The following is a 21552-nucleotide window of genomic DNA, read 5'->3' as shown; positions in this document are numbered from 1 at the left end:
GTTGATTCTTAAAAAAAGAGGAAGACTCAATGGCTTCCTCTTTTTAAATAAAGAACTGACTTTATTTTATTTAAAGGCACTGTACCCTTGTGAAATTTATAAAAGGGAGAGAGTATATTGAAACTAAAACAATCCAGAATGAATTATAACTCACAAAGGAAATTAGTTATATTTTCATTTTCCTTAATACCGGTACTATTATTATTAACCTTCTCTTATCTACCAGTAATAAATATGTTTTTTTATAGCTTTACTGAGTGGAACGGGTTCAGTCCTACTAAAGAATTTGTTGGTCTTGACAATTACGTGGATATATTTACTGATTCAGAGTATTTTCAAGTATTTAAAGTAAGTATATACTATTTTATTGCGACGTTTGTCCAAATGGGAATTGCTTTATACTTCGCAACAATCTTAAGCTTTAATGTCAGGTTTAAAAACTTCTTTAAGGGCATATTATTTTTCCCATACTTGTTAAATGGTGTTGCTATTGGTTTTATGTTTTTATTCTTTTTTAGACCTGAAGGTACATTAGATACATTTCTTACAATTATTGGTCTTGAAGGATTAATTCAACAATGGTTAAGGAATCCAGAAATAATTAATATCTCGTTAGCAGGTACTTCTGTTTGGAGATACATGGGATTTAACTTTATTATCTTTTTAGGTGCGATTTCATCAATTCCAAAAGAAGTGTATGAAGCTGCAGAAATTGATGGAGCAAATAAATGGCACCAATTTAGGTATATAATCTTACCTAGTATTATGATGATTATACAACTTAATTTAATTTTGGCTATTAGTGGTGCAATCAGTGTGTTTGAAATTCCTTATATTATGACCGGAGGGGCAAATGGAAGTGAAACATTTGTTATTCAAACAGTAGACTTAGCATTTAAATTCAATAAATTTGGTTTAGCATCTGCAATGGGAATTGTATTATTGGGAATAGTCGTTGTTGTTACAATTATTCAAAGACTTACATTTAAAAAGGAGACAGAGTAATGAGGGGTATCAAAGCAAATATATTTACATTTATAAAATATTTCACTTTATTATTAGGTGTGTTCGTTGCGTTGCTTCCTATAACTGTTATTTTGTTTTCTTCTTTTAAGACAAGCGATGAATATAACTCAACTAATCCACTAACTCCTCCTGAAAATTGGTTGAATTTAAGTAATTTCACTAGAGCTTTTGTAGAGGGAAACATGATTGTAGGTTTTCTTAATACAACCATAATACTTGTTTTATCATTAATAGGGGCAACATTAACTGGTTCAATGATTGCGTACGTGTTAAACAGGTTCAATTTTAAAGGTAAAAAGATTCTTCTTGGTGCATTTTTACTTGCAGTATTAATTCCAGGTGTAACAACGCAAGTAGCAACATTTCAAATTGTAAATGAACTCGGTCTATTCAATACTCGTTGGGCAGCGATCATTCTTTATATGGGTACTGATATAATTGCTGTTTATATCTTTATGCAGTTCTTAAATAATATATCTGTTTCACTAGATGAATCAGCATTGTTAGATGGAGCCTCGTATTTTACTGTTTTTAGGAAGATTATTTTGCCTCTTTTAAAACCAGCAATAGTTACAGTGGTTATTGTCAAAGGAGTAAATATCTACAATGATTTTTATACTCCATTTTTATATATGCCTAAAAAAGATCTGAGTGTTGTATCAACAGCCCTTTTTAAATTTCAAGGACCTATGGGTTCGTCTTGGGAAGTAATTTGTGCAGGAATAATGATTGTAATTATTCCAACACTAATTATTTTTCTTATACTTCAAAAACATATTTATAACGGTATTACACAAGGTTCTGTTAAATAATAATTACTTCTAAAGTAGAGTCTGCGTATATAGATCCATTCTACATATCAAAACTTTCCATTCTATCTCCTTCCGAATGGGGAGTTTTGGTAACGTAGAAACCGACTATAATTATCTAAGATAATCACACTATTATTTTTTTCCCAGATTAGTTTTTTTATATCAAATTGTAAGCGTTAACAATACTGCTGCAATAGGAGGATACACTATGAAAAGGAAAACTACTCAAATACTCTTAATTACCTCTATGTTATTTACACTCTTGTTCTCTAGTACTGATATCAAAAAAGTAGAAGCATCCCCAATTACTGACTTTGTATACAGAGAAGGTAAAAATCTTATGCTGAATGGAGAAGTATTTAAGTATTCAGGTCCAAATATCTATTGGTTAGGATTGGATGAAAATACAGGAGACACTCAAAGTTATCCAACAGCATTTCGTGTAAATGATGTCTTAGATACTGCTGTAGAGATGGGTGCTACTGTTGTTCGTTCACATACCTTGGGGGCAAGTGTTGGTATTAAGAATGGGTATAATCTTACACTGAAACCTGATAAGAACAGTCCTTTAAGTGAAGAAGCACTTCGTCGAATTGATTATGCTATTACAGCTGCTAAAGAACGAGGTTTAAGAATTATTATTCCTTTAGTAGATAATTGGGATTATTATCATGGAGGTAAGAAAACTTGGGTGCGTTGGTATGGATATGATGGAAAAGATGAATACGGAAATGAGGATCTAGTAGAATGGGATAAATTTTATACTGATAGTAATATTATTAATGGATATAAACAGTATATTTCTGATCTATTAAACCATACCAATGTATATACTGGAATCAAATTAAAGGATGAACCAGCTATATTAGCTTGGCAAATTGGTAATGAACTCGAAACGGAAACAGATATGTTTCATGAAAAGCAAAATTGGTATCAGACAATTGCAAATCATATTAAATCTATTGACAGTAATCATTTAATATCAGCTGGATCTAGATTTGGTGTCGATTGGCCAGCAGTAAAAGTAAATGAGATAGATATTATTGATGCACATTACTATCCACCAAATATAGATGAATTGAATGCACATGCATTAGATGTCACAAATGCTGGTAAAGCGTTCGTGGTTGGAGAGTATTCATGGAATAATGGGTCTGTCGATCATCTTGAAGAGTGGTTATATACAATAAGAAGTAATTCAAATATATCTGGAGACTCTTACTGGTCATTATTTGGACATAATGATCAATATGGTTATGTGCAACATAACGATGGTTTTACTTTACATTATCCTGGAACAAATGAGGACATGAAGGAAAGAGCTCAAAAATTACGTGAACACGCATACTGGATAGACGGGAGAGTGATTCCAAGTCATGGAATCCCGAGTACACCTATTTTAACTAGTAATTCTAATGGAACGATTACATGGAGAGGAGCTACATTTGCTTCTGAATATATTATCCAGCGCTCTAACTCACCTTATGGTCCATGGTCAAATGTATGCAATTGCTCACCAAATGACTTAGATACTCCATGGGTAGATCCTACTTATCCAGGGGGAGAGGTATATTATCGGATCAAAGGTATTAATTTAGTTGGAGTAGAGGGGAACTGGTCTATAGATACAAATGGTGGATATAAGCTCATAAATCGGAATAGTGGATTAGTTTTGGATGTGCCTGGTTCATCAACACAAAATAATATACAATTACAGCAATGGTCTGATAATAGTGGTTTAGCACAACAGTTTACATTTGGAATTGAAGAGGAAGGTTTTGAAATGAAAAGTGTAAGTAATTGGAAATCTATAGAAGTCGAAAATTACTTTAGACATAATAATGCTAATATCGTACAGAATGAAGACAGGGATCAGATTAATCAAAGGTGGATAATTCAAGATCTCCGAAATGGATATTTTTCTATTAGAAATATATGGAGTAACAAAGCTATGGAAGTTCCAGGTGGTAGTTTAAGCGAAGGAATTGGAATTGTACAATCTGATTTTAATGAAGACTTTAATCAACAATGGCAATTTATCCGCCAATGGTAGGTAATTAATAAAATTAGATAAACATCTGAAATCTTAATGAAAATCTTGTGGCTATAAAGTCACAGGATTTTTTTATTTTCTTATTATTTATTTATTTTTAGGTAATTGTAAAGCTACTAATTTATAGGATTGTCAATGTTTAACCTTACTAAAGACAAGTTTTATCATGAAATATTTCTTATTTTTTATTTTGTAGTAAATAAAGCGTTTACAAAATTAAAGTATATGTCTTATAATAAAAATAAGAAAAAAATATAAAAATAATAATATATATAGGAGGTGATTTATGGTTGATTATTTTTTGAGTATTTTGATTGGTATAAAGTAGAAAGGGAGAGGGAATATGCGAAGAAAAAAGCTACAAAATAGGAGCATTTCACTGGCATTAATATTTATTCTTTTAATTACAATTATATCTCCTTATGGAAGTATTTTTGGATATAAGGTAGGTATTGCTAATGCAGAAGAGAATAATTTAATTACTAATGGTGGTTTTGAAACAGGGGACTTATCAGGCTGGAACACAAGTGAAAGTCCAAAATTTAAAGTAACATTAGATGAATTCAATAAAGGTGATTATTCTCTAGAGGTAAGTGGTCCTCAAGATTGGAACGGGATTAAACATATAGTTGAAGTAAAGCCGAATACAGATTATGTACTTTCTTTTTATGGAAAAGGTGGAGGAGGAGCTGCGTATAAAGTATTGGCAGCTGATGAATCTACTATTGCAGAGAATTATACCTCTGCTCAAGAAGAATGGTATGAATATGAAGTGAATTTTAATAGCGGAGAAAATAATAGTGTTATAGTTTATATTTCAGATTCAGGTCAAAAAGCCTATTATGATGATTTTACTTTAACAGAAGAGCTAAAAAATTTAGTTAGTAACGGTGATTTTGAAACAGGTGATTTTACAGGCTGGAATACAGGAGATAATTCTAAATTTGTCATATCAAGTGACGATAAAAATTCCGGTGAACATTCATTAGAGGTAAATGGTCCGCAAGATTGGAATGGTATCAAATATACTGTTGACGTCAGCCCTAACACTGACTATACCCTATCTTTTTATGGAAAAGGTGGTGGAGGAGCAGCATATAAAGTATTAGGAGCTGATGAATCTACTATTGCAGAGAATTATACTTCTGCTCAAGATGAATGGTTTGAATATGAAGTGAGTTTTAATAGCGGCGAAAATGATAATGTAATAATTTATGTTTCTGACGCTAGTGAAAAAGCCTATTACGATGATTTTTATATAGGTGATCCAGTAGTAGCTGAACCTTTACCAACAGCTCCAGTTGTAAGTAACGTTATTATAACGGGTGAAGCGAAAGTAACTAAAAAATTAGTTGGAAATTATGAATATACTCATGAAACTGGAATAAGTGAAGGATATTCAATATATCGTTGGCTACAATCTGATGGGGTAGATGGGGAATATACTAAAATCTCAAAAGCGATTGGAAAAGAGTATATTCCTACTAATGAATTAATAGGTAAATTTATAAAATTAGAGGTTACACCTGTTGATACTGCTGGTATTGCTGGAGAACCTGTACTGAGTGATGCAATTGGTCCTATAGAAAATTCTAGCTTACTAGATGATTTGAAATTTAAAATTGAGAATGCTGAGATAATCATTTCTAAGGCTATAATTGGCTCTGGTTATGGTGAATATTCTGAAGAGTCATACAATAAGTTTGATCAAACAATTTTACATGCAAAAGATATTTCTATTGATCCAGAATCGACAGAGGACATAATAAAAAATGAAATAACAAAAATTGAAGATGCATTGATTGAATTTGATAATGCAAGAAATAAAATGGAATCTCTTTTTGATCATTTTATTTCCACCAAGGGTGATAAACTTTTCGATGGAGAAAACGAGTTCCGTTTTATTTCATATAATTATCCTGGAGCTTTATACAATGAAGATGAAGCAGGAGGGATAATGCCCACAGCTTTTGAACAAGAAGATGCAATTAGAACGATAGAGCAAGTTGGAGGTAAGGTATTTAGAACGTATTCTTTAACGGTAAAGGATAAAAATGACCCTGAAAATGCAATACGACATATTACCGGTCCTGGAGAAATAAACGAAGAAGCATTTAAATCTATGGATAAATTACTACAGATTGCTAATGAGTATGAAATTAGAGTAATCATACCTTTCATAGATAATTGGGATTGGCCACCAGGAGGAATTACTGACTTTGCTCACTTTAGAGGTAAAGAAAGGTTAGATTTTTACTCAGATCCACAACTAATTGAAGACTTTAAGATCGTTATGGAAAAAGTGTTAAACAGAGTTAATAGCTATACAGGTGTTAAATATAAAGATGATCCGGCAATATTAGCTTGGGAAACAGGTAACGAGTTAATGGTTGCACCAGAATGGATGGCTGAAATTGCAGCTCATTACAAGAGTATAAATTCAAATCAGTTGTTGATTTCAGGAAATCAGATGGAATTACCTCATACCTATAAAAATATATCTGATGAAGCATTAAAAGATCCCAACATAGATATTGTGAAGAGTCATTATTATAGCGGTAATTATGCGAACAAAGTAATAGAAGATAAAGCAATAGCTTCACAAAATGGAAAACCATTTATCGTTGGTGAATTTGGATTTAAACCAACATCAGAAATAGAGACTATGTTGGATGAAGTGATAAAAACAGGAACATCTGGAGCAATGCTTTGGAGCTTAAGACCACATAGTTTTAATGGAGGATTTATCCGACACGATGAAATGGTTGTTGATGGAATTCTATACCGCCCTTATCATTGGCCTGGTATGCCTTCTGGTGATTATTATGATGCTTCTAATGTAATGAAGTTGCTTAGGGAAAAAGCATATGAAATTCAAGGTGAAAATACTCCAGAAATGCCTAAGCCAGAGCAACCACCAGTTATGTTTGAATCTGAATCTATTTCTACCCTTAAATGGAGAGGATCAACGGGAGCTAGTTCTTATACTGTTGAAAGAAGCTTAAATCTTTCAGGAGGTTGGGAAATTATCGGTGATGGAATTCTTGATGATGTTGCTCCTGGAGAAGATATGTTCGGAGATTTAACAGCAATATCTGGCAAAGAATACTTTTACAGAGTAAAGGGTGTAAATGACAGTGGAGAAAGCCCTTATTCGAATGTAATAGGACCAATTGTAGCAAAATATACATTAGAAGATTCTATGGATGATCAATCTAAACAATACTATTCAGATGATCAATCTATTATTTATAGAACTCCGAGTTCGATTTTATCTTTCACTATCGATGCTTCTACTAATGGGGAAGCCGATTTTAAATTTTATCTATCAAGCGATGGTATTAATTTTAAGGAAGTGACTCCTGAAAAATCAGAATCACAATATTATTTATCAAGCGCTGAAGTAGAAGAAGCAAATCAATTAAAAATTGTTTATCCAGAAGGAAAAAAGGAATCAGGGGAAATAAGAAATGTTTCGATTGAATATGTTGGAGATGGAACAGTATTAAGACCTGTGAAACCTTTAATGAGTTCAGGTGTACTAGTTGATAATATGGATGATTTCACTAATATGTTTTATTATAGCAATAACTTAGATTTTAATAATGAAAATAAAGAATTAACTGGTCAAGATCAATCAAAACTTGTTCGTACAGATAATGAGGAAGCCTTTATACAATATAGGACATTAGGTGACATGAATTCTATTAAACTAGAGACATTCAGTGAGTCTAAGCCTAGTGAAATACAGAACTTTACACTTTTCATTTCCGAAGATGGGGAAAAATTCGATGAAGTAACTGCTGAGGTTAGCTATTTAGGCGGTGAATGGTATAAAACAAATTACAATGTTAAAAATCTACCAACAAATGTGAAATACTTGAGGATTTATTTTCCAGAAGAGAATAATAATTATCAGATTAGTAAATTACAAGTAGCAGTAGGTTCAGGTGAGATCTCTTTCCCTAGTAAACTACTCCCACATATTATTGATGCAGGAGAACATTACGGAGGAGAAAGTCTATTAGCAAAAACCTCATATTCTCCAGTACCAAATGGTGGAGATGCTACTATTGAACTTAACACTGTATCAAAAAATAGTGGTGAGTATTCATTGAAAATTGATTATGATCTGGGAACAAAATCATTTGCTGGTTTAGAAAAAGAATTGGAAGTCGTAAAAAGAAGTGCTTATGACACCTTACAATTTTGGATAGATCCTGATGGATACAATCGAGAATTAACTTTATTACTAAAAACTGAAGATAATAAAGTTTGGAGAAAAAATGTTTCTGTCTCGGGTAATAAAAGCACATTTATTAATCTTCCTTTAAATAGTTTTCGACATAATGATAATGAAAACGAAACCATTGATGTCGATAAATTAAAAAGTTTTAGTTTTATCGTTCAGAAGGGTGAAGCACCTGTAAAAGGTAGTTTATTAGTTGATGATATTAGATTTATACAAACTCGACTAATAGATAATTTTGACTCTTATGAGAATCTAAATGAGTTTTTAAATAGGTATGGAAATCGTAATACAGGTGGAGGATCTATTACTAGCACTTTAAGTGAAGAATTCAAAGAAAGTGGGGACCATTCTCTAAAGCTTGATTATGATCTTACTGGACCTGGTTATGCTGGTTTAATTACTACTTTACCAAATGTCGATTGGACTAGCTTTGATAAACTTAAACTATGGATAAAAGTTTCGGAATCTTCTGTTAAGTTTACGATACAAGTAAAAACAGGATCAAATGAGGTAATGGAAGTTACACGAACTCTAGAAGGTGGGGAAGATCCGCAAATAATTGAGATTCCTTTTGATGAGTTTGATTATCCAGCATGGTACGGAGGGTCAGGAGAGTTAGATCCTAGTGAGATAATTGAATTTAATCTATATTTAGGTCTTGTTGATGAACCTGTTGGAACAATATTTGTTGATTCTATAGAATTAATTGAGGAAGCAGACCCAGGAACAGATCCAGGAACAGATCCAGGAACAGATCCAGGAACAGATCCAGGAACAGACCCAGGAACAGATCCAGGAACATACCCAGGAACAGATCCAGGAACAGATCCAGGAACATACCCAGGAACAGATCCAGGAACAGATCCAGGAACAGACCCAGGAACAGATCCAGGAACAGACCCAGGAACAGATCCAGGAACAGACCCAGAAACAGACCCAGGAACAGACCCAGAAACAGATCCAGGAACAGACTCAGAAACAGACAAGAAACAAGACAAATCAGAAGATAATAATAATTTATTGCCACAAACTGCTTCTAGTAAGTTTAATGTTCTCGTGATTGGTATTACTTTGTTACTAATTGGAGGAATATTAATATACAATAGGAAAAATGTAAAATCGTAATATCTATTTATAGAGTTGGCTTGGTTGTTAAGCCAACTCTATTTTTTTATCAGTTAAATATGGTATTAAAAAAGTAGAGGGGTTCGAGAAATGAAAGATAGTAAAAATTTAGGCTTAGATAAGAGGTTAAGATCCGTACTTAACAAAATACCCTTCATTAAAAGAGGAGAAAAACTGACATTAAAATCAAAATTATTAATTTCAATTATCCTATGCAGTGTTGTTCCAAGCATATTAATAGCGGTTTTTGTATATTCAGTTTCGAAAGATTCAATAGAAAAAAAAGTAATCGATATGACAGATGAAATGGGTACTTTATTAACTCAGAACTTAGAGAAGACAATTACAGATATTGAAGGGATTACATTAATACCATATTCAAATATTGAATTAATCAAAGACTTTGCCCAGGATGATAATCAATCAAAAGACGAAATCTTAAAAGTACAGTCAGAAGCAAAAGATTATTTTTCATCTATAATATACAGAAATGAAAATATTAGTCATATGTATTTTTTGAAAGACAATGGAATTGTATTTGGAAATACTGGAACTTCTTCTGATGTTGAAATATTAATGAAAGAAATTAAATCAACAGTAAAAGCTACTAAAGGGGAAGTAATGTGGTTAACAGGAATAAGTGAAGATTTCGAAAATATATATGTGGTCAAATCGATGAACAATGAATTTGGTAAGCACATGGGATTTTTAGTCTTGAGAGTTAAACAGGAGATTTTTAACGGATTGTTTAATGCTGGTCACTCTTCCAGTAATAGAAGCATGGATATTATTAATAATACTAATACAGTAATTGCTAGTAATAGTAAAGATAAGGTCGGTACACAACGATCTAATATTGTAGACTCAAATTTTAGTAGTGGTGACTCTTTAGCTTATGAAAATAAAATGGAGAACGGATGGGAATTAATTATCTCCACACAAAATTCTTACTTAATGAAAGAGATAAATGGAGTAATTGGTTACATTTGGTTAATCGTAGGATTATTTGTCATTTTATCAACTACTATTGGAATATTAATTACAATTAGTGTTACAAAACCAATAAATAAAATTGTTAAACTTATGCGATATGCCGAAAAAGGGGATTTAGTGGTAGAAGCTGACGTCAATAACACTGAAATAGGTAAATTAGGAAACAGTTTTAATAAAATGATTTTGAACATGAAAGAAATCATAAAAGAAAATAAAGTAATCTCAATATATGCTGTTGAGAGTGCAGAACACCTTAAAAGGATTTCCAAAGAATCAATATACACGTCAGAACATATAGCTACTGCAATTGAAGAAGTATCTACAGGAGCAACAGATCAATTTAGTATGGTAGAGAAAGTCAACAATGATATCAATGATTTATCAATTGAGATACTAGATGTTACAAATAACATAAAGAATGTTTCAAGCTCGACTGGACAAATGAACATGTTAAGTATGGAATCAATAAATAATATGGAAGAACTAATATCAAAAAATATGGAAATGGGAAGTAATTTTAATCTCTTAAACAATACAATTAAGAAGTTAAATACTGATATGAAAGAGATAAAAGAAATTATAGCTATAATAAGCAAAATAAGCGAACAAACAAATTTACTTTCATTAAATGCAAGTATTGAAGCAGCACGCGCTGGTGAAGCTGGTCGGGGATTTGCAGTTGTGGCGGATGAGGTCAGAAATCTTTCATTGCACACAAAAGAATCGACCTCGAAAATAGATAAGTCCTTAAAAAAAATATATACACAAGCGACAAGATGTGCAGATATTGTAGAACTATCTAATGAGATATTCTCGGATCAAACAGAGAAAATTAATAATACAAAAGATAGCTTTAATAAAATAATTAAGGGCACTAACACAATATCTGCTGATATAACGCTTGTTGAAGATTCTATATATACAATCAATGATAAAAAAGAAGAAATTTTAGAAACAATGCTAAATATGGTGAGAATAGCTAAACTTGTGAGTGATCGAACCGAAGAAGTGACTGCAACAACTGAAGAGCAAGCAGCAGCAGCTGAAGAACTAGATTCATTGGCAGAGAAACTTGCTAGTACAATAGTAGATCTTGAGCAATTGATAGGAAAGTTTAAAGTGAAGTAATACTACAATACCATTGATTTCTAAAAATACCTTACTTATAAGGTATTTTTTATTTTATTTTATTTATTATATTTTATTATTGTTATTATAATAAAAATAATATAATATTATATTTATGAAGAAATTATAGGGGGATGTTTTTATGAACACCAAAAATCCAAAGTTGGATTTTGTCCATAGGAAAGGTCAACAATTAATACTTGATGGTAAAGTTTTTCGATTTGCGGGTCCAAACATATATTGGTTGGGGTTAGATGAAAACGTGGGAGGTGTTGATTACCCTACTCAATTCCGTATCGAAAATGTTCTAGATACAGCTGTTGAAATGGGAGCTACTGCTATAAGATCACATACTTTAGCTGCCTCTCATGGTCACCCTAAAGCAATAGAACCAGAATTAGGAGTCTTTAATGAAGAATCCTTAAAAAAAGTAGATTTTGTCATAAAATCTATTGCTAACAGAAATTTGAAAGTATTAATACCTTTAGTAGATAACTGGAATTATTATCACGGTGGGAGAGAAACTTTCATTAAATGGCTAGGATTAACTGATATCAATGATTTTTATAATAATCGTAAAATTATCGAGAGTTTTAAAGAATATATTTCTCATATTTTGAATAGAGTCAATACTTATACTGGGATTGCATATAAAGATGATCCAACTGTACTCGCATGGGAAGTGGGGAACGAGTTAGTAGACGCGCCCTTGGAATGGGTAGAAGAAATAGTGAATTTTATTAAGAGTATCGATACTAATCATTTAGTTGCCTACGGTAACAGGTTTGGTCTAGATGAAGAGAAAATGACAATTGAAAATTTAGATATTCTAGATGCTCATTACTATCCTGTTGATTCTGATAAATTAAATAGAGATGCAAATATTGCTAAAAGGGAAAATAAAGTGTTTATTGCAGGGGAGTTCGGATGGCCAGAAGGTGATCTTGACAGTTTTTTAGAAGTAGCTAAAACGAATAAAGGAGTGTCTGGAACCTTTTATTGGTCCCTGTTTGGGCATAATGATGATTATGGTTATGTGCAACATTATGACAGTTTTTCTCTGCATTATCCAGGAGACTATACAAATAATGAAAGGTTTTCACGTATCCAATCATTAAGAAAACATGGCTTTGATATGAGTGGAAAGGACATAGCTAAACACTCAGTTCCAAAGGCACCTATAATAACTGAAATCACCGGTGCAATAAAGTGGAGAGGCGTAGTAGGAGCTGCATGTTACACCATTGAAAAATCTATGAACGGTGAAAGTGGACCTTGGAAAGTTGTTTGTGAAAAGAATGTTTCAGACGATCATTCTATTTGGATTGATTCTGAGCGAGATCAACTAAAAGATGCGTGGTACAGAATAAAGGCTTATAACCTTTCAGGTGTAGAGGGTCCTTATTCTGAAATATACCATTCCTCTCCTATGTTTCAAAGTCCGGGTTTAAATACATTCAAAGTAATCTAATAGTATTTAAGTTAAGATCTATAAAAAAACTAAATGTAAACAATTAAGCATATAACTAGCTCTTAATAAAGAAAGTTACACAGAATAGGTGGAATGCACAATGAAGATTCATTCCCTAAATGGAAATTGGGACTTCAAAAATTCAGCTGAAGAGAAATGGCAAGAAGGTGTCGTACCAGGATCATTATTAGCTGATTTATATCGACTTAATATTATAGATGACCCATATTATAGAGACAATGAAGACAAGCTTTATAAACTATTTAATTTTGACTATGTGTATAGAAAGAAATTTAGTTTAAAAGCACAAGACTTTAAAGGGTTAAGTGCTTTGCTTCGTTTTGAAGGAATAGACACTATAGCTGATATATTTTTGAATGGACATCATATTGGTCAAACATCTAATATGCACAGAACATATGAATACAGTGTTGAAAAATATTTGTTTCATGGATCAAATGAAATAGTTGTAAAACTAAAATCACCACTAAAATATATTCACAATAAGCAACATCAACTTCCACTTTATGGAATATCGATGGCTGTACCTGGGTATACACATATTCGAAAAGGTCATTATATGTATGGCTGGGATTGGGGACCACAATTACCCGATTGTGGATTATGGAGGGATGTCTCTTTACTTTTTTCCTCAGGTACACGTTTTTCAGATATCAATATTGAGCAAATTCATGATATTGATATGGTAAAACTTAAAATCAATATGAGTATCGACAACCCTTCTAAAGAATTAGTTGCTGCTACTGTGAAAATTACTTCTCCAGATGGACAGATTAAAATTATAGAGAGCAAGGTAAAAGAAAAAGAATTATTCGAAATTAGTATAGAAAACCCTAAATTATGGTGGCCAAACGGTTTTGGAGAACAACCATTATATCTTGTTGAATATGAATTAAAGGATATCTATAATGTTTCTCTAGATGAAAAGTCGATGAATATTGGATTAAGAACAATTACAGTAAACACCGAACCTGATCAGTGGGGCAGTAAGTTCGCATTTTGCGTAAATGGTATTGAATTTTTTGCAATGGGTGCAGATTATATTCCGGAAGATAATGTAGTGAGCTGGGCAAGTAAGAAAAAAACTGAACGGCTACTTGAAAATTGCGTAAAAGCTAATTTTAATATGATTAGAGTGTGGGGCGGAGGCATTTATCCTAGTGATCAATTTTATGATTTATGTGATAAACACGGCTTAATTGTCTGGCAGGATTTAATGTTTGCTTGCGGAGTTTATGATTTGGAAAATCAGGACTTTGTTGAAGATTCACTGTTGGAAATAAAGGACAATGTAAAGAGAATAAGACATCATGCTTGTTTAGGACTAATTTGTGGGAATAATGAGATTGAAATGTTCTTTGAAGATGGAAGAATTCCAAAAACAGATCGTAATAAAGAAAATTATGTTAGGTTCTTTGAAGAGAAAATACCTCAAATGATAAGTGAGATTACACCTCAATTATTTTACTGGCCAGGTTCACCATCCTCAGGGGGGAACTTTTTCGATACAAATGGAGAAAATCATGGTGATGGTCATTACTGGGATGTGTGGCATGGAAATAAGCCATTCACAGCATATAGAGATACTTATTTTCGGTTCATGTCGGAATTTGGATTCGAATCTCTACCCAATATCAAAACAATAGAGAGTTTTACAGAAGTAGAAGATAGAAACCTATTTTCATATATTATGGAAAAACATCAGAAAAATCCTGACGGAAATACAAAAATACTCACATATTTAGCTAATAATTTTCAAAATCCAAAAGATTTTTCTTCTCTAGTATATACATCTCAGATTTTACAGGCTGAGGCAATGCGGTATGGAGTAGAGCATTGGAGAAGAAACAGAGAAAGATGTATGGGTGCACTATACTGGCAGCTAAATGACTGTTGGCCAACAAGCTCTTGGTCGAGTATTGATTATCATGGTCGTTGGAAGGCCTTACATTATTCAGCAAAGAAGTTTTTTGCCCCTATTTTATTATCAGCTAAAGAAGATGGCACTAATATAGAACTTCATTTATCAAACGAAACATTGTACGAATGGGAAGGTAGTGTTTCTTGGTATTTAATGAAAAATAATGGCGAAATAATTCAAAAAGAAACCTTCTCTGTCAATATAAACAAACTAAGTACCACACAATTGTTTACAAAAGAGTTTGATCTTGAAGACAGTCGTAATGTATTTTTCTATTTTAGATTAGAAAAAAATGGAGAAATTATTTCGAATGGTTCAGTTTTATTTGAACCTGCAAAGTATTTTAATTTTCAAGATCCGAAGTTAGATCTGAAAATTGACGAAACTGAAGAACGTTTTCAGATTAAGGTTCATAGTCAGTCATTTGCAAAATATGTTGAATTATCAGTAAAGGATATAGATGTTATTTTTTCAGATAACTATTTTGATGTACCTGTAGGGGAGGAAATAGTTGTATCTATAAATAAAAAAGAATATCCAAACCTAACAGTTAATTCTCTAGAAGAGAATATAATGGTGCAAAGTTACTTCGATAGTTATTGAAAATTGCTGTAAAAGTGGGGTGGAAATATTGAAAAAGTTTAAAAATGAAGTTGAAATGCACTTGAGGGATCATATTTTACCCTTTTGGATGAAACTTAAGGATAAAAAACATGGTGGTTTCTTTGGACAAGTGAATTATGATTTATCAATTAATAAAGAAGCACATAAGGGTGGTATAGCAGCATCAAGATTTTTGTGGTCGTTTTCTGCTGCTTACCGTATCACTCAAAAAAGAGAATACCTTGAATGTGCTAATCATGCTTATAAGTTTTTAGTTGAGAAAGTTTATGACCACGAACATCAGGGATTGTACTGGCTAGTAGACTATCAAGGTAGTCCTGTTGAAACGCAAAAGCATGTTTACACACAGTCATTTGGAATTTATGCATTAAGTGAATATTACCGAGCAACAAAAAAAGAAGAAGCATTACAATATGCAAATAAAATTTATGAATTAATTGAGACATTAGGATATGATCAAAAGTTTAATGCATATAAAGAAGAGTTTAATAGAGAATGGCACGAGCTTCCCAATGAAAAATTGAGTGAGAATGGCGTTGTTGCTTCTATTACAACCAATACACACTTGCATGTATTAGAAGCTTATACAAATCTATATAAAGCATTTCCAACATCAGTAGTAAGAGAACGTTTAATTAATTTAGTAGATATTTTCTATGAAAAGATTTACGACGAGGAAACAAAATACTTGCATGTTTTCTTTGATAAACATTGGACACCGCTTCTTAACCTGAAATCGTTTGGACATGATATTGAAGCAAGTTGGCTAATTGATGATGCTCTTAAAGCATTAGCATTGGATGAAGAGAAATATAGTCAAATGGTGATAGATATTGCCTATAATATCGCAAAAGCAGCAATTTTAGAAGATGGATCACTTGCAAATGAACAACATGAAAACACTATTGATTACACAAGAGTTTGGTGGGTGCAGGCAGAAGCAATGGTAGGATTCCAAAATGCTTATGAGCGCACCAAAGATGAAGAGTTTTTGAGAATTGTCGATGGACTATGGGAATACACAAAAAATAACCTTGTTGATAAACGCGAAGGTGGAGAGTGGTTCTGGGCGATTGAACCTGATGGAAAGCCTACAGAAAGAGCTGTTGGGGAACCCTGGAAAACACCATATCATAATTCAAGATTTTGTTTAGAAATGATGGAGAGGATTGATAAGTAATGATACATGAAAAATATTTTGAATTAGAAGAAAAACAAAATGAATTGTTAAGTAAAAAGAATACGAAAAAAGCTGATTTTTATAATGGTGTTTATGATCGTTATGAAAATCCTGTTATTACACGTCATCATATTCCATTGCATTGGCGTTTTGACTTAAATAAAGAAACAAATCCTCACTTTATGGAAAGATTAGGGGTAAATGCGGCATTTAATCCTGGTGCAATTTATTTAAACGAGAAGTTTTATCTTGTTGTGCGTACAGAAGGGTTAGATCGTAAATCCATCTTTGCACTGGCTGAAAGTGACAACGGAGTAGATAACTTCCGCTTTATTGATACACCACTTGTTTGGGATGATATTGACGAAAAAGAAACAAATATTTATGACATGCGCCTAGTTCAACATGAGGATGGGTGGATTTACGGTATCTATTGCTCTGAGAGTAAAGATCCTGAAGCACCTGCGTTTGATACTTCAAGTGCAATTGCACAAGCAGGATTAGTAAGAACAAAGGACTTAAAGAAGTGGGAGCGTCTTCCTAACATCCAAACTCCTTCTCCACAGCAACGAAATGTTGTTTTGCATCCTGAATTTGTAGATGGGAAGTATGCATTTTATACTCGTCCACAAGATGGATTTATATCAACTGGTTCTGGCGGTGGGATAGCTTTTGCTCTATGTGATGATATATTAAATCCCCTTATTACTGAAGAAACTGTCATGCATGAAAAGCGGTATCACACAATCTATGAGGTGAAAAATGGTCAAGGACCAGCTCCTATTAAGACAGACAAAGGATGGATTCATATTGCTCATGGTGTAAGAAACACAGCAGCTGGATTGCGATATGTTCTTTATACAATTGCGACAAGCTTAGAAGACCCAACAAAAGTGATTGCAACACCAGGTGGACACTTCATTGCTCCTTACGATGATGAAAGAGTTGGCGATGTATCAAATGTTGTTTTCTGTAACGGTGCGGTTGTGAATGAACAAAATAAAGTATTTATTTACTACGCATCTAGTGATACTCGTATTCATGTGGCGACAACGACAATTGAGAAATTAGTAGATTATACGTTTAATACACCAGAAGATCCGTTCCGTTCATTAGATTGTGCTAAACAGAGAAAGGATTTAATTGTAGATAATCTGGAGCTGCTTAAAAGTCTGAATAAGTAGTTATTAAGCGTTAATGCTACTCTATACACTTATATCTCAACTAGAAGTTCTGAGAATATTTTTTATCGATTAAAAGATAGAAAGGAAATATTCTAAGGAGGTTTTCAGAATTTCTCAATATGATAATTACAAACGAAAAAAAATTGTTTCAAAGTTTCTTGAACTAAAATATAAGACGATGCCATTCCGCTTATTTGTTCCTGAAGGTTATAAGCCAAGAAAATCATATCCTCTTGTCCTCTTCTTGCACGGAGGAGGGGAGCGAGGGGATGATAATTTAAAGCAATTAATGAATAATGATGGTGCAATTTTTTGGGCTACAGCTGAAAATCAGTCCAAGGCTCAAGTGTTTGTGTTGGCTCCTCAGGCCCAGAATTTACCTGAGGGAGGCTTTGGGATTACTAGAGATATGAATAATAACATTGATTTAAGCAGAGTTTTTGAATTTTCTAATGACCTTCAGATGGCGTATGAAATATTACAAAAGGTAAAAAATGATTATAATATCGATGACAAGAGGATATATGTTACAGGTATGTCCCAAGGGGCTTTCGGTACTTTTAATTTGAATATTAAATATCCTAATTTGTTTGCTGCCATGGTTCCAATTGCTGGTGGAGGAAATCCTAAAGATGCACAAGTTCTTGTTAATAAACCGCTCTGGAATTTTCATGCAGAGGATGATCATATAATACCAGTCACATTCTCCCGCAATATAATAGAAGCAATAATAGATACTGGTGGAAAACCAATTTATACTGAGTACTCGGCTAAATGTAACTATAATCATGCTTCATGGGTACCAGCATATAAAAATCCGAGATTATTTGATTGGGTCATGGAGCAAGAGATCAATAGATAGGTATTCAGTAATAAAGGTCTAGTATTTACCTAATAACAATAGAAATTATGGAGGAGGTAGCGATTGATGGACTACCTTCTATTATTATTTGGAGGTTTATTGGCAGGTACTGTTGGAAGCCTTGTTGGACTCGGTGGTGGAATAATTATCGTTCCGTTATTATTAGGACTCGGTACAATATCCTCCTTACCAAATATAAGCCCTCAAGTAGCAGTAGGAACATCTATGATAGCCGTTGTCTTTACAGGGTTATCTTCTGTTCTTTTCTATTTTAAAAATAAACAAGTGGATGTAAAAAGTGGAATGATATTTTTTGTAACTAGTGGTCCAGGAGCGATATTAGGTGCTTGGCTAAATAAACTTATATATACTAATCTATTTTCCCTCTACTTTGGAATATTTATGATCCTTGTATCATTGCTGTTAATGATAAGGAAGAAAATTATTCCACTAGAACACTCTAAACAATCAACTATTATACGAACAGTTACAGCACCAAATGGGGGAACTTTTAGTTATGGTTTCAATCTTACATTAGCCCTGTCTATATCATTTGTTGTGGGGGTTATCTCGGGTCTTTTTGGTATAGGAGGAGGCTCTTTACTTGTACCGTCAATGATTTTACTTTTCTCTTTTCCATCGCAAATAGCAGTTGCTACTTCGATGTTAATAGTTTTTTTATCTGCTATATTGAGTTCTATTACCCATATCACATTAGGAAATGTTAATTGGGTATATGTATTAATGTTAATTCCTGGAGCATGGTTTGGTGGGAAATTAGGAGCAATTATTAACAATAAATTAAACGACAAAATAATAATTTCTCTGCTACGCATTATTTTAATTGTTATCGGACTTCGAATGATATTTTAGAAGTTGTTATCCTTTTTTTTTATTATTTTATAATTTAGGTGAGGTGAAAATACATGAATAACGTACCGTTATTCTTTGAACCAATATTTAAAGAACGGATTTGGGGAGGTAACAAACTATGTACTAACTTTAACTATAATATCCCATCCGAAAAAACAGGTGAAGCATGGGTGATCTCAGCCCATCCTAGTGGCTCAAGTAAAGTTAAAAATGGAATATTAAAAGGGCAAACATTGGCTGAGATATGGGAACAACACGGAGAGTTATTTAATAAACATCACGATCATGATGAAGAGTTCCCTCTTTTGGTTAAAGTTTTAGATGCAAACGACGATTTATCGGTACAAGTTCATCCAGATGATTTGTATGCAAAAAATAAAGAAAACCAGCCATTTGGAAAAACAGAATGCTGGTATGTACTTAGTGCTGAAGAAGATGCTGAAATTATTTATGGACATCATGCAAAGACAAAAGATGAATTAAAAGAGAAAATAGCCAGTGCTGAATGGAATGCTCTTCTGAGAAGTGTCAGGGTAAAGGCAGGGGATTTCATTTATGTACCAAGTGGAACGATTCATGCTATTGGAAAAGGAATTGTCATATTAGAAATACAACAAAGTTCAGACATTACATATCGTTTATATGATTATGATCGTCTTGATGAAGATGGTCTTGCTAGAGAATTGCATCTGGAATCAGCTATTGAAGTAATAAATGTGCCCCATAAATTAATTGCATATGAGCAAGAAGAGATAAAACACTCCGGTTTTACATCTAAGCTGTTAGTAAAAGAAGAGTATTTTACAGTGTTACTTTGGAGTATAGACGGAAGTGTAAAGAAAGAATTAAATGCTGATTTCTTGCAAGTTAGCGTAATTAGTGGAGAAGGGGAGATAATTATAGGAGACGATAAATATCCAATTCTAATGGGTGATCACTTTATTTTGCCATTTCCAGTGAAAGCATATGAATTAAAGGGAACAGCAAAGTTAATCGTTTCGCATACTTAAGGAGAGAGTTGTTAAAAGAGAAGGGTGCCTCTATAGCTATATAGCAGTTAAGGGGTTAATAATAATAAAATATTTTTTGTCATCCTCGGTATTGATTAAAAAATGTAAAGGGAAAATTGTTTTAGCTGTAAAAAGAGGTATATTACCTATGCATAAACAGTAAAACACCTTCTATCATTAAATCCGTATTTAAGTGTATTTGAACAAGACGTACAGTACTTAATAATTGGCTTAATCCTTCTAATGCATAATACTCGCACTGAACAGGTGTTAACACTGCAACTGAAGCCGTTAATGTATTAATTGTAAGTAAACCTAATGAAGGAGAACAATCTATTACATATAATCATATTGATTTTTGATTTTTGATTTTTGACAGTTTCAAGTGCTCTTTTTAATCTAACTTCCCTGGAAATGGTTGGGACTAGTTCGATTTCTGCATCTGCTAATTGAATCGTAGCAGGAATAATATCTATTATAGCACTGAATTTATGCTACCTACGTATGAAATGAAATGGAATTAAAGAGCTTTCAATATGTAACAAATGATTTATATATTGAATGCAGCTTAAATAGGGAGTCAATCGCTTGATTTTTATCGGGTGGCTGACTCCTTTTTGTTTTACATTGTTAACTTGAAGAAAATTACTATTTGAAGTCTAGAGGAAAGTAACTTCTTTAAATAGTGTACTTTTTATACGATAAGTACCTATTTTTAACCTATATTAAGCTAAAGTAGATACAATTTTTTGAAAAGTGCCTATCCAAAAAGGAAACAAGCTCATTAAGATAAGTAATAATAACAAAATTAACTATCTGCTCCCTTTGTAAACGCTATTAATTCAGCGGTGATTAAATTTATCAGCGATTCGGCTAGGCCCCCTTATATCGGACACGAACTTCTGTTTTCTTTTATTTCCATAGTTTTTCACTTTAGTGTAAGTATTTAGAGGAAATTGTCCCTATTTTCCTCACTTTGAAAAGATGCTGGACCTCAATTGACTTGACATAGAGCCT

General features: G+C 32.8%; 12 protein-coding genes and 1 pseudogene. 12 read left to right on the top strand and 1 reads right to left on the bottom strand.

Annotated elements, in window-relative coordinates:
• Positions 1–138 precede the first annotated feature (138 nt).
• The 12 genes from LC076_RS18900 to manA all read left to right on the top strand — a co-directional run bounded on the left by LC076_RS18900 (position 139) and on the right by manA (position 20535).
• Positions 139–1005, top strand: coding sequence for a carbohydrate ABC transporter permease (locus LC076_RS18900; RefSeq protein WP_226670719.1), 867 nt, complete (start codon positions 139–141; stop codon positions 1003–1005).
• Complete coding sequence (locus tag LC076_RS18895; protein ID WP_226670649.1) at positions 1005–1838, top strand: carbohydrate ABC transporter permease; 834 nt, start codon at positions 1005–1007, stop codon at positions 1836–1838. Before LC076_RS18900 ends, LC076_RS18895 begins: the two co-directional genes overlap by 1 nt.
• Before the next feature lie 208 nt (positions 1839–2046).
• Positions 2047–3891, top strand: a complete 1845-nt coding sequence (locus LC076_RS18890) for an RICIN domain-containing protein (protein ID WP_226670648.1) — start codon at positions 2047–2049, stop codon at positions 3889–3891.
• A gap of 343 nt (positions 3892–4234) precedes the next feature.
• Positions 4235–9268, top strand: a complete 5034-nt coding sequence (locus LC076_RS18885) for a carbohydrate binding domain-containing protein (RefSeq protein ID WP_226670647.1) — start codon at positions 4235–4237, stop codon at positions 9266–9268.
• A 90-nt stretch (positions 9269–9358) separates the two neighbouring features.
• Positions 9359–11389, top strand: a complete 2031-nt coding sequence (locus tag LC076_RS18880) for a methyl-accepting chemotaxis protein (protein ID WP_226670646.1) — start codon at positions 9359–9361, stop codon at positions 11387–11389.
• A gap of 142 nt (positions 11390–11531) precedes the next feature.
• A complete protein-coding gene (locus LC076_RS18875) occupies positions 11532–12860 on the top strand; it encodes a cellulase family glycosylhydrolase (RefSeq protein WP_226670645.1) in 1329 nt (442 codons plus the stop codon).
• Positions 12861–12960: 100 nt separating this feature from the next.
• Positions 12961–15405: a beta-mannosidase gene (locus LC076_RS18870; protein WP_226670644.1), complete on the top strand. Its 2445-nt coding sequence runs from the start codon at positions 12961–12963 to the stop codon at positions 15403–15405.
• 19 nt (positions 15406–15424) lie between these two features.
• Positions 15425–16606, top strand: a complete 1182-nt coding sequence (locus tag LC076_RS18865; RefSeq protein ID WP_413466010.1) for an AGE family epimerase/isomerase — start codon at positions 15425–15427, stop codon at positions 16604–16606.
• The gene (locus LC076_RS18860) at positions 16606–17790 is read left to right on the top strand and encodes a glycosidase (RefSeq protein WP_226670643.1); all 1185 of its coding nucleotides are present in this window, start codon (positions 16606–16608) and stop codon (positions 17788–17790) included. The genes LC076_RS18865 and LC076_RS18860 overlap by 1 nt, the downstream gene beginning before the upstream one ends.
• Positions 17791–17968: 178 nt before the next feature.
• Complete coding sequence (locus tag LC076_RS18855) at positions 17969–18652, top strand: alpha/beta hydrolase-fold protein (RefSeq protein ID WP_226670642.1); 684 nt, start codon at positions 17969–17971, stop codon at positions 18650–18652.
• Positions 18653–18718: 66 nt separating this feature from the next.
• A complete protein-coding gene (locus tag LC076_RS18850) occupies positions 18719–19525 on the top strand; it encodes a sulfite exporter TauE/SafE family protein (RefSeq protein ID WP_226670641.1) in 807 nt (268 codons plus the stop codon).
• Between the two features lie 53 nt (positions 19526–19578).
• The gene (gene manA / locus LC076_RS18845) at positions 19579–20535 is read left to right on the top strand and encodes a mannose-6-phosphate isomerase, class I (protein ID WP_226670640.1); all 957 of its coding nucleotides are present in this window, start codon (positions 19579–19581) and stop codon (positions 20533–20535) included.
• A gap of 151 nt (positions 20536–20686) precedes the next feature.
• On the opposite strand, the pseudogene LC076_RS18840 reads toward manA, so the two are convergent.
• Positions 20687–21011: pseudogene (locus LC076_RS18840) on the bottom strand (ParA family protein); the annotation flags it as partial.
• Positions 21012–21552 lie beyond the last annotated feature (541 nt).

Origin of the sequence: Metabacillus litoralis (assembly GCF_020524045.1) — a bacterium.
In the GTDB taxonomy this organism is placed as follows: domain Bacteria; phylum Bacillota; class Bacilli; order Bacillales; family Bacillaceae; genus Metabacillus; species Metabacillus litoralis_C.
Note: the sequence above shows the minus strand (reverse complement) of the source record. Positions and strands in the feature narration are given on the sequence as shown.

Coding starts and splice junctions, on each gene's coding strand:
- LC076_RS18880 (WP_226670646.1), top strand. CDS start 9,359: ATGAAAGATAGTAAAAATTTAGGCTTAGATAAGAGGTTAAGATCCGTA.
- LC076_RS18860 (WP_226670643.1), top strand. CDS start 16,606: ATGATACATGAAAAATATTTTGAATTAGAAGAAAAACAAAATGAATTG.
- LC076_RS18855 (WP_226670642.1), top strand. CDS start 17,969: ATGCCATTCCGCTTATTTGTTCCTGAAGGTTATAAGCCAAGAAAATCA.
- LC076_RS18890 (WP_226670648.1), top strand. CDS start 2,047: ATGAAAAGGAAAACTACTCAAATACTCTTAATTACCTCTATGTTATTT.
- manA (WP_226670640.1), top strand. CDS start 19,579: ATGAATAACGTACCGTTATTCTTTGAACCAATATTTAAAGAACGGATT.
- LC076_RS18900 (WP_226670719.1), top strand. CDS start 139: ATGAATTATAACTCACAAAGGAAATTAGTTATATTTTCATTTTCCTTA.
- LC076_RS18875 (WP_226670645.1), top strand. CDS start 11,532: ATGAACACCAAAAATCCAAAGTTGGATTTTGTCCATAGGAAAGGTCAA.
- LC076_RS18885 (WP_226670647.1), top strand. CDS start 4,235: ATGCGAAGAAAAAAGCTACAAAATAGGAGCATTTCACTGGCATTAATA.
- LC076_RS18850 (WP_226670641.1), top strand. CDS start 18,719: ATGGACTACCTTCTATTATTATTTGGAGGTTTATTGGCAGGTACTGTT.
- LC076_RS18895 (WP_226670649.1), top strand. CDS start 1,005: ATGAGGGGTATCAAAGCAAATATATTTACATTTATAAAATATTTCACT.
- LC076_RS18870 (WP_226670644.1), top strand. CDS start 12,961: ATGAAGATTCATTCCCTAAATGGAAATTGGGACTTCAAAAATTCAGCT.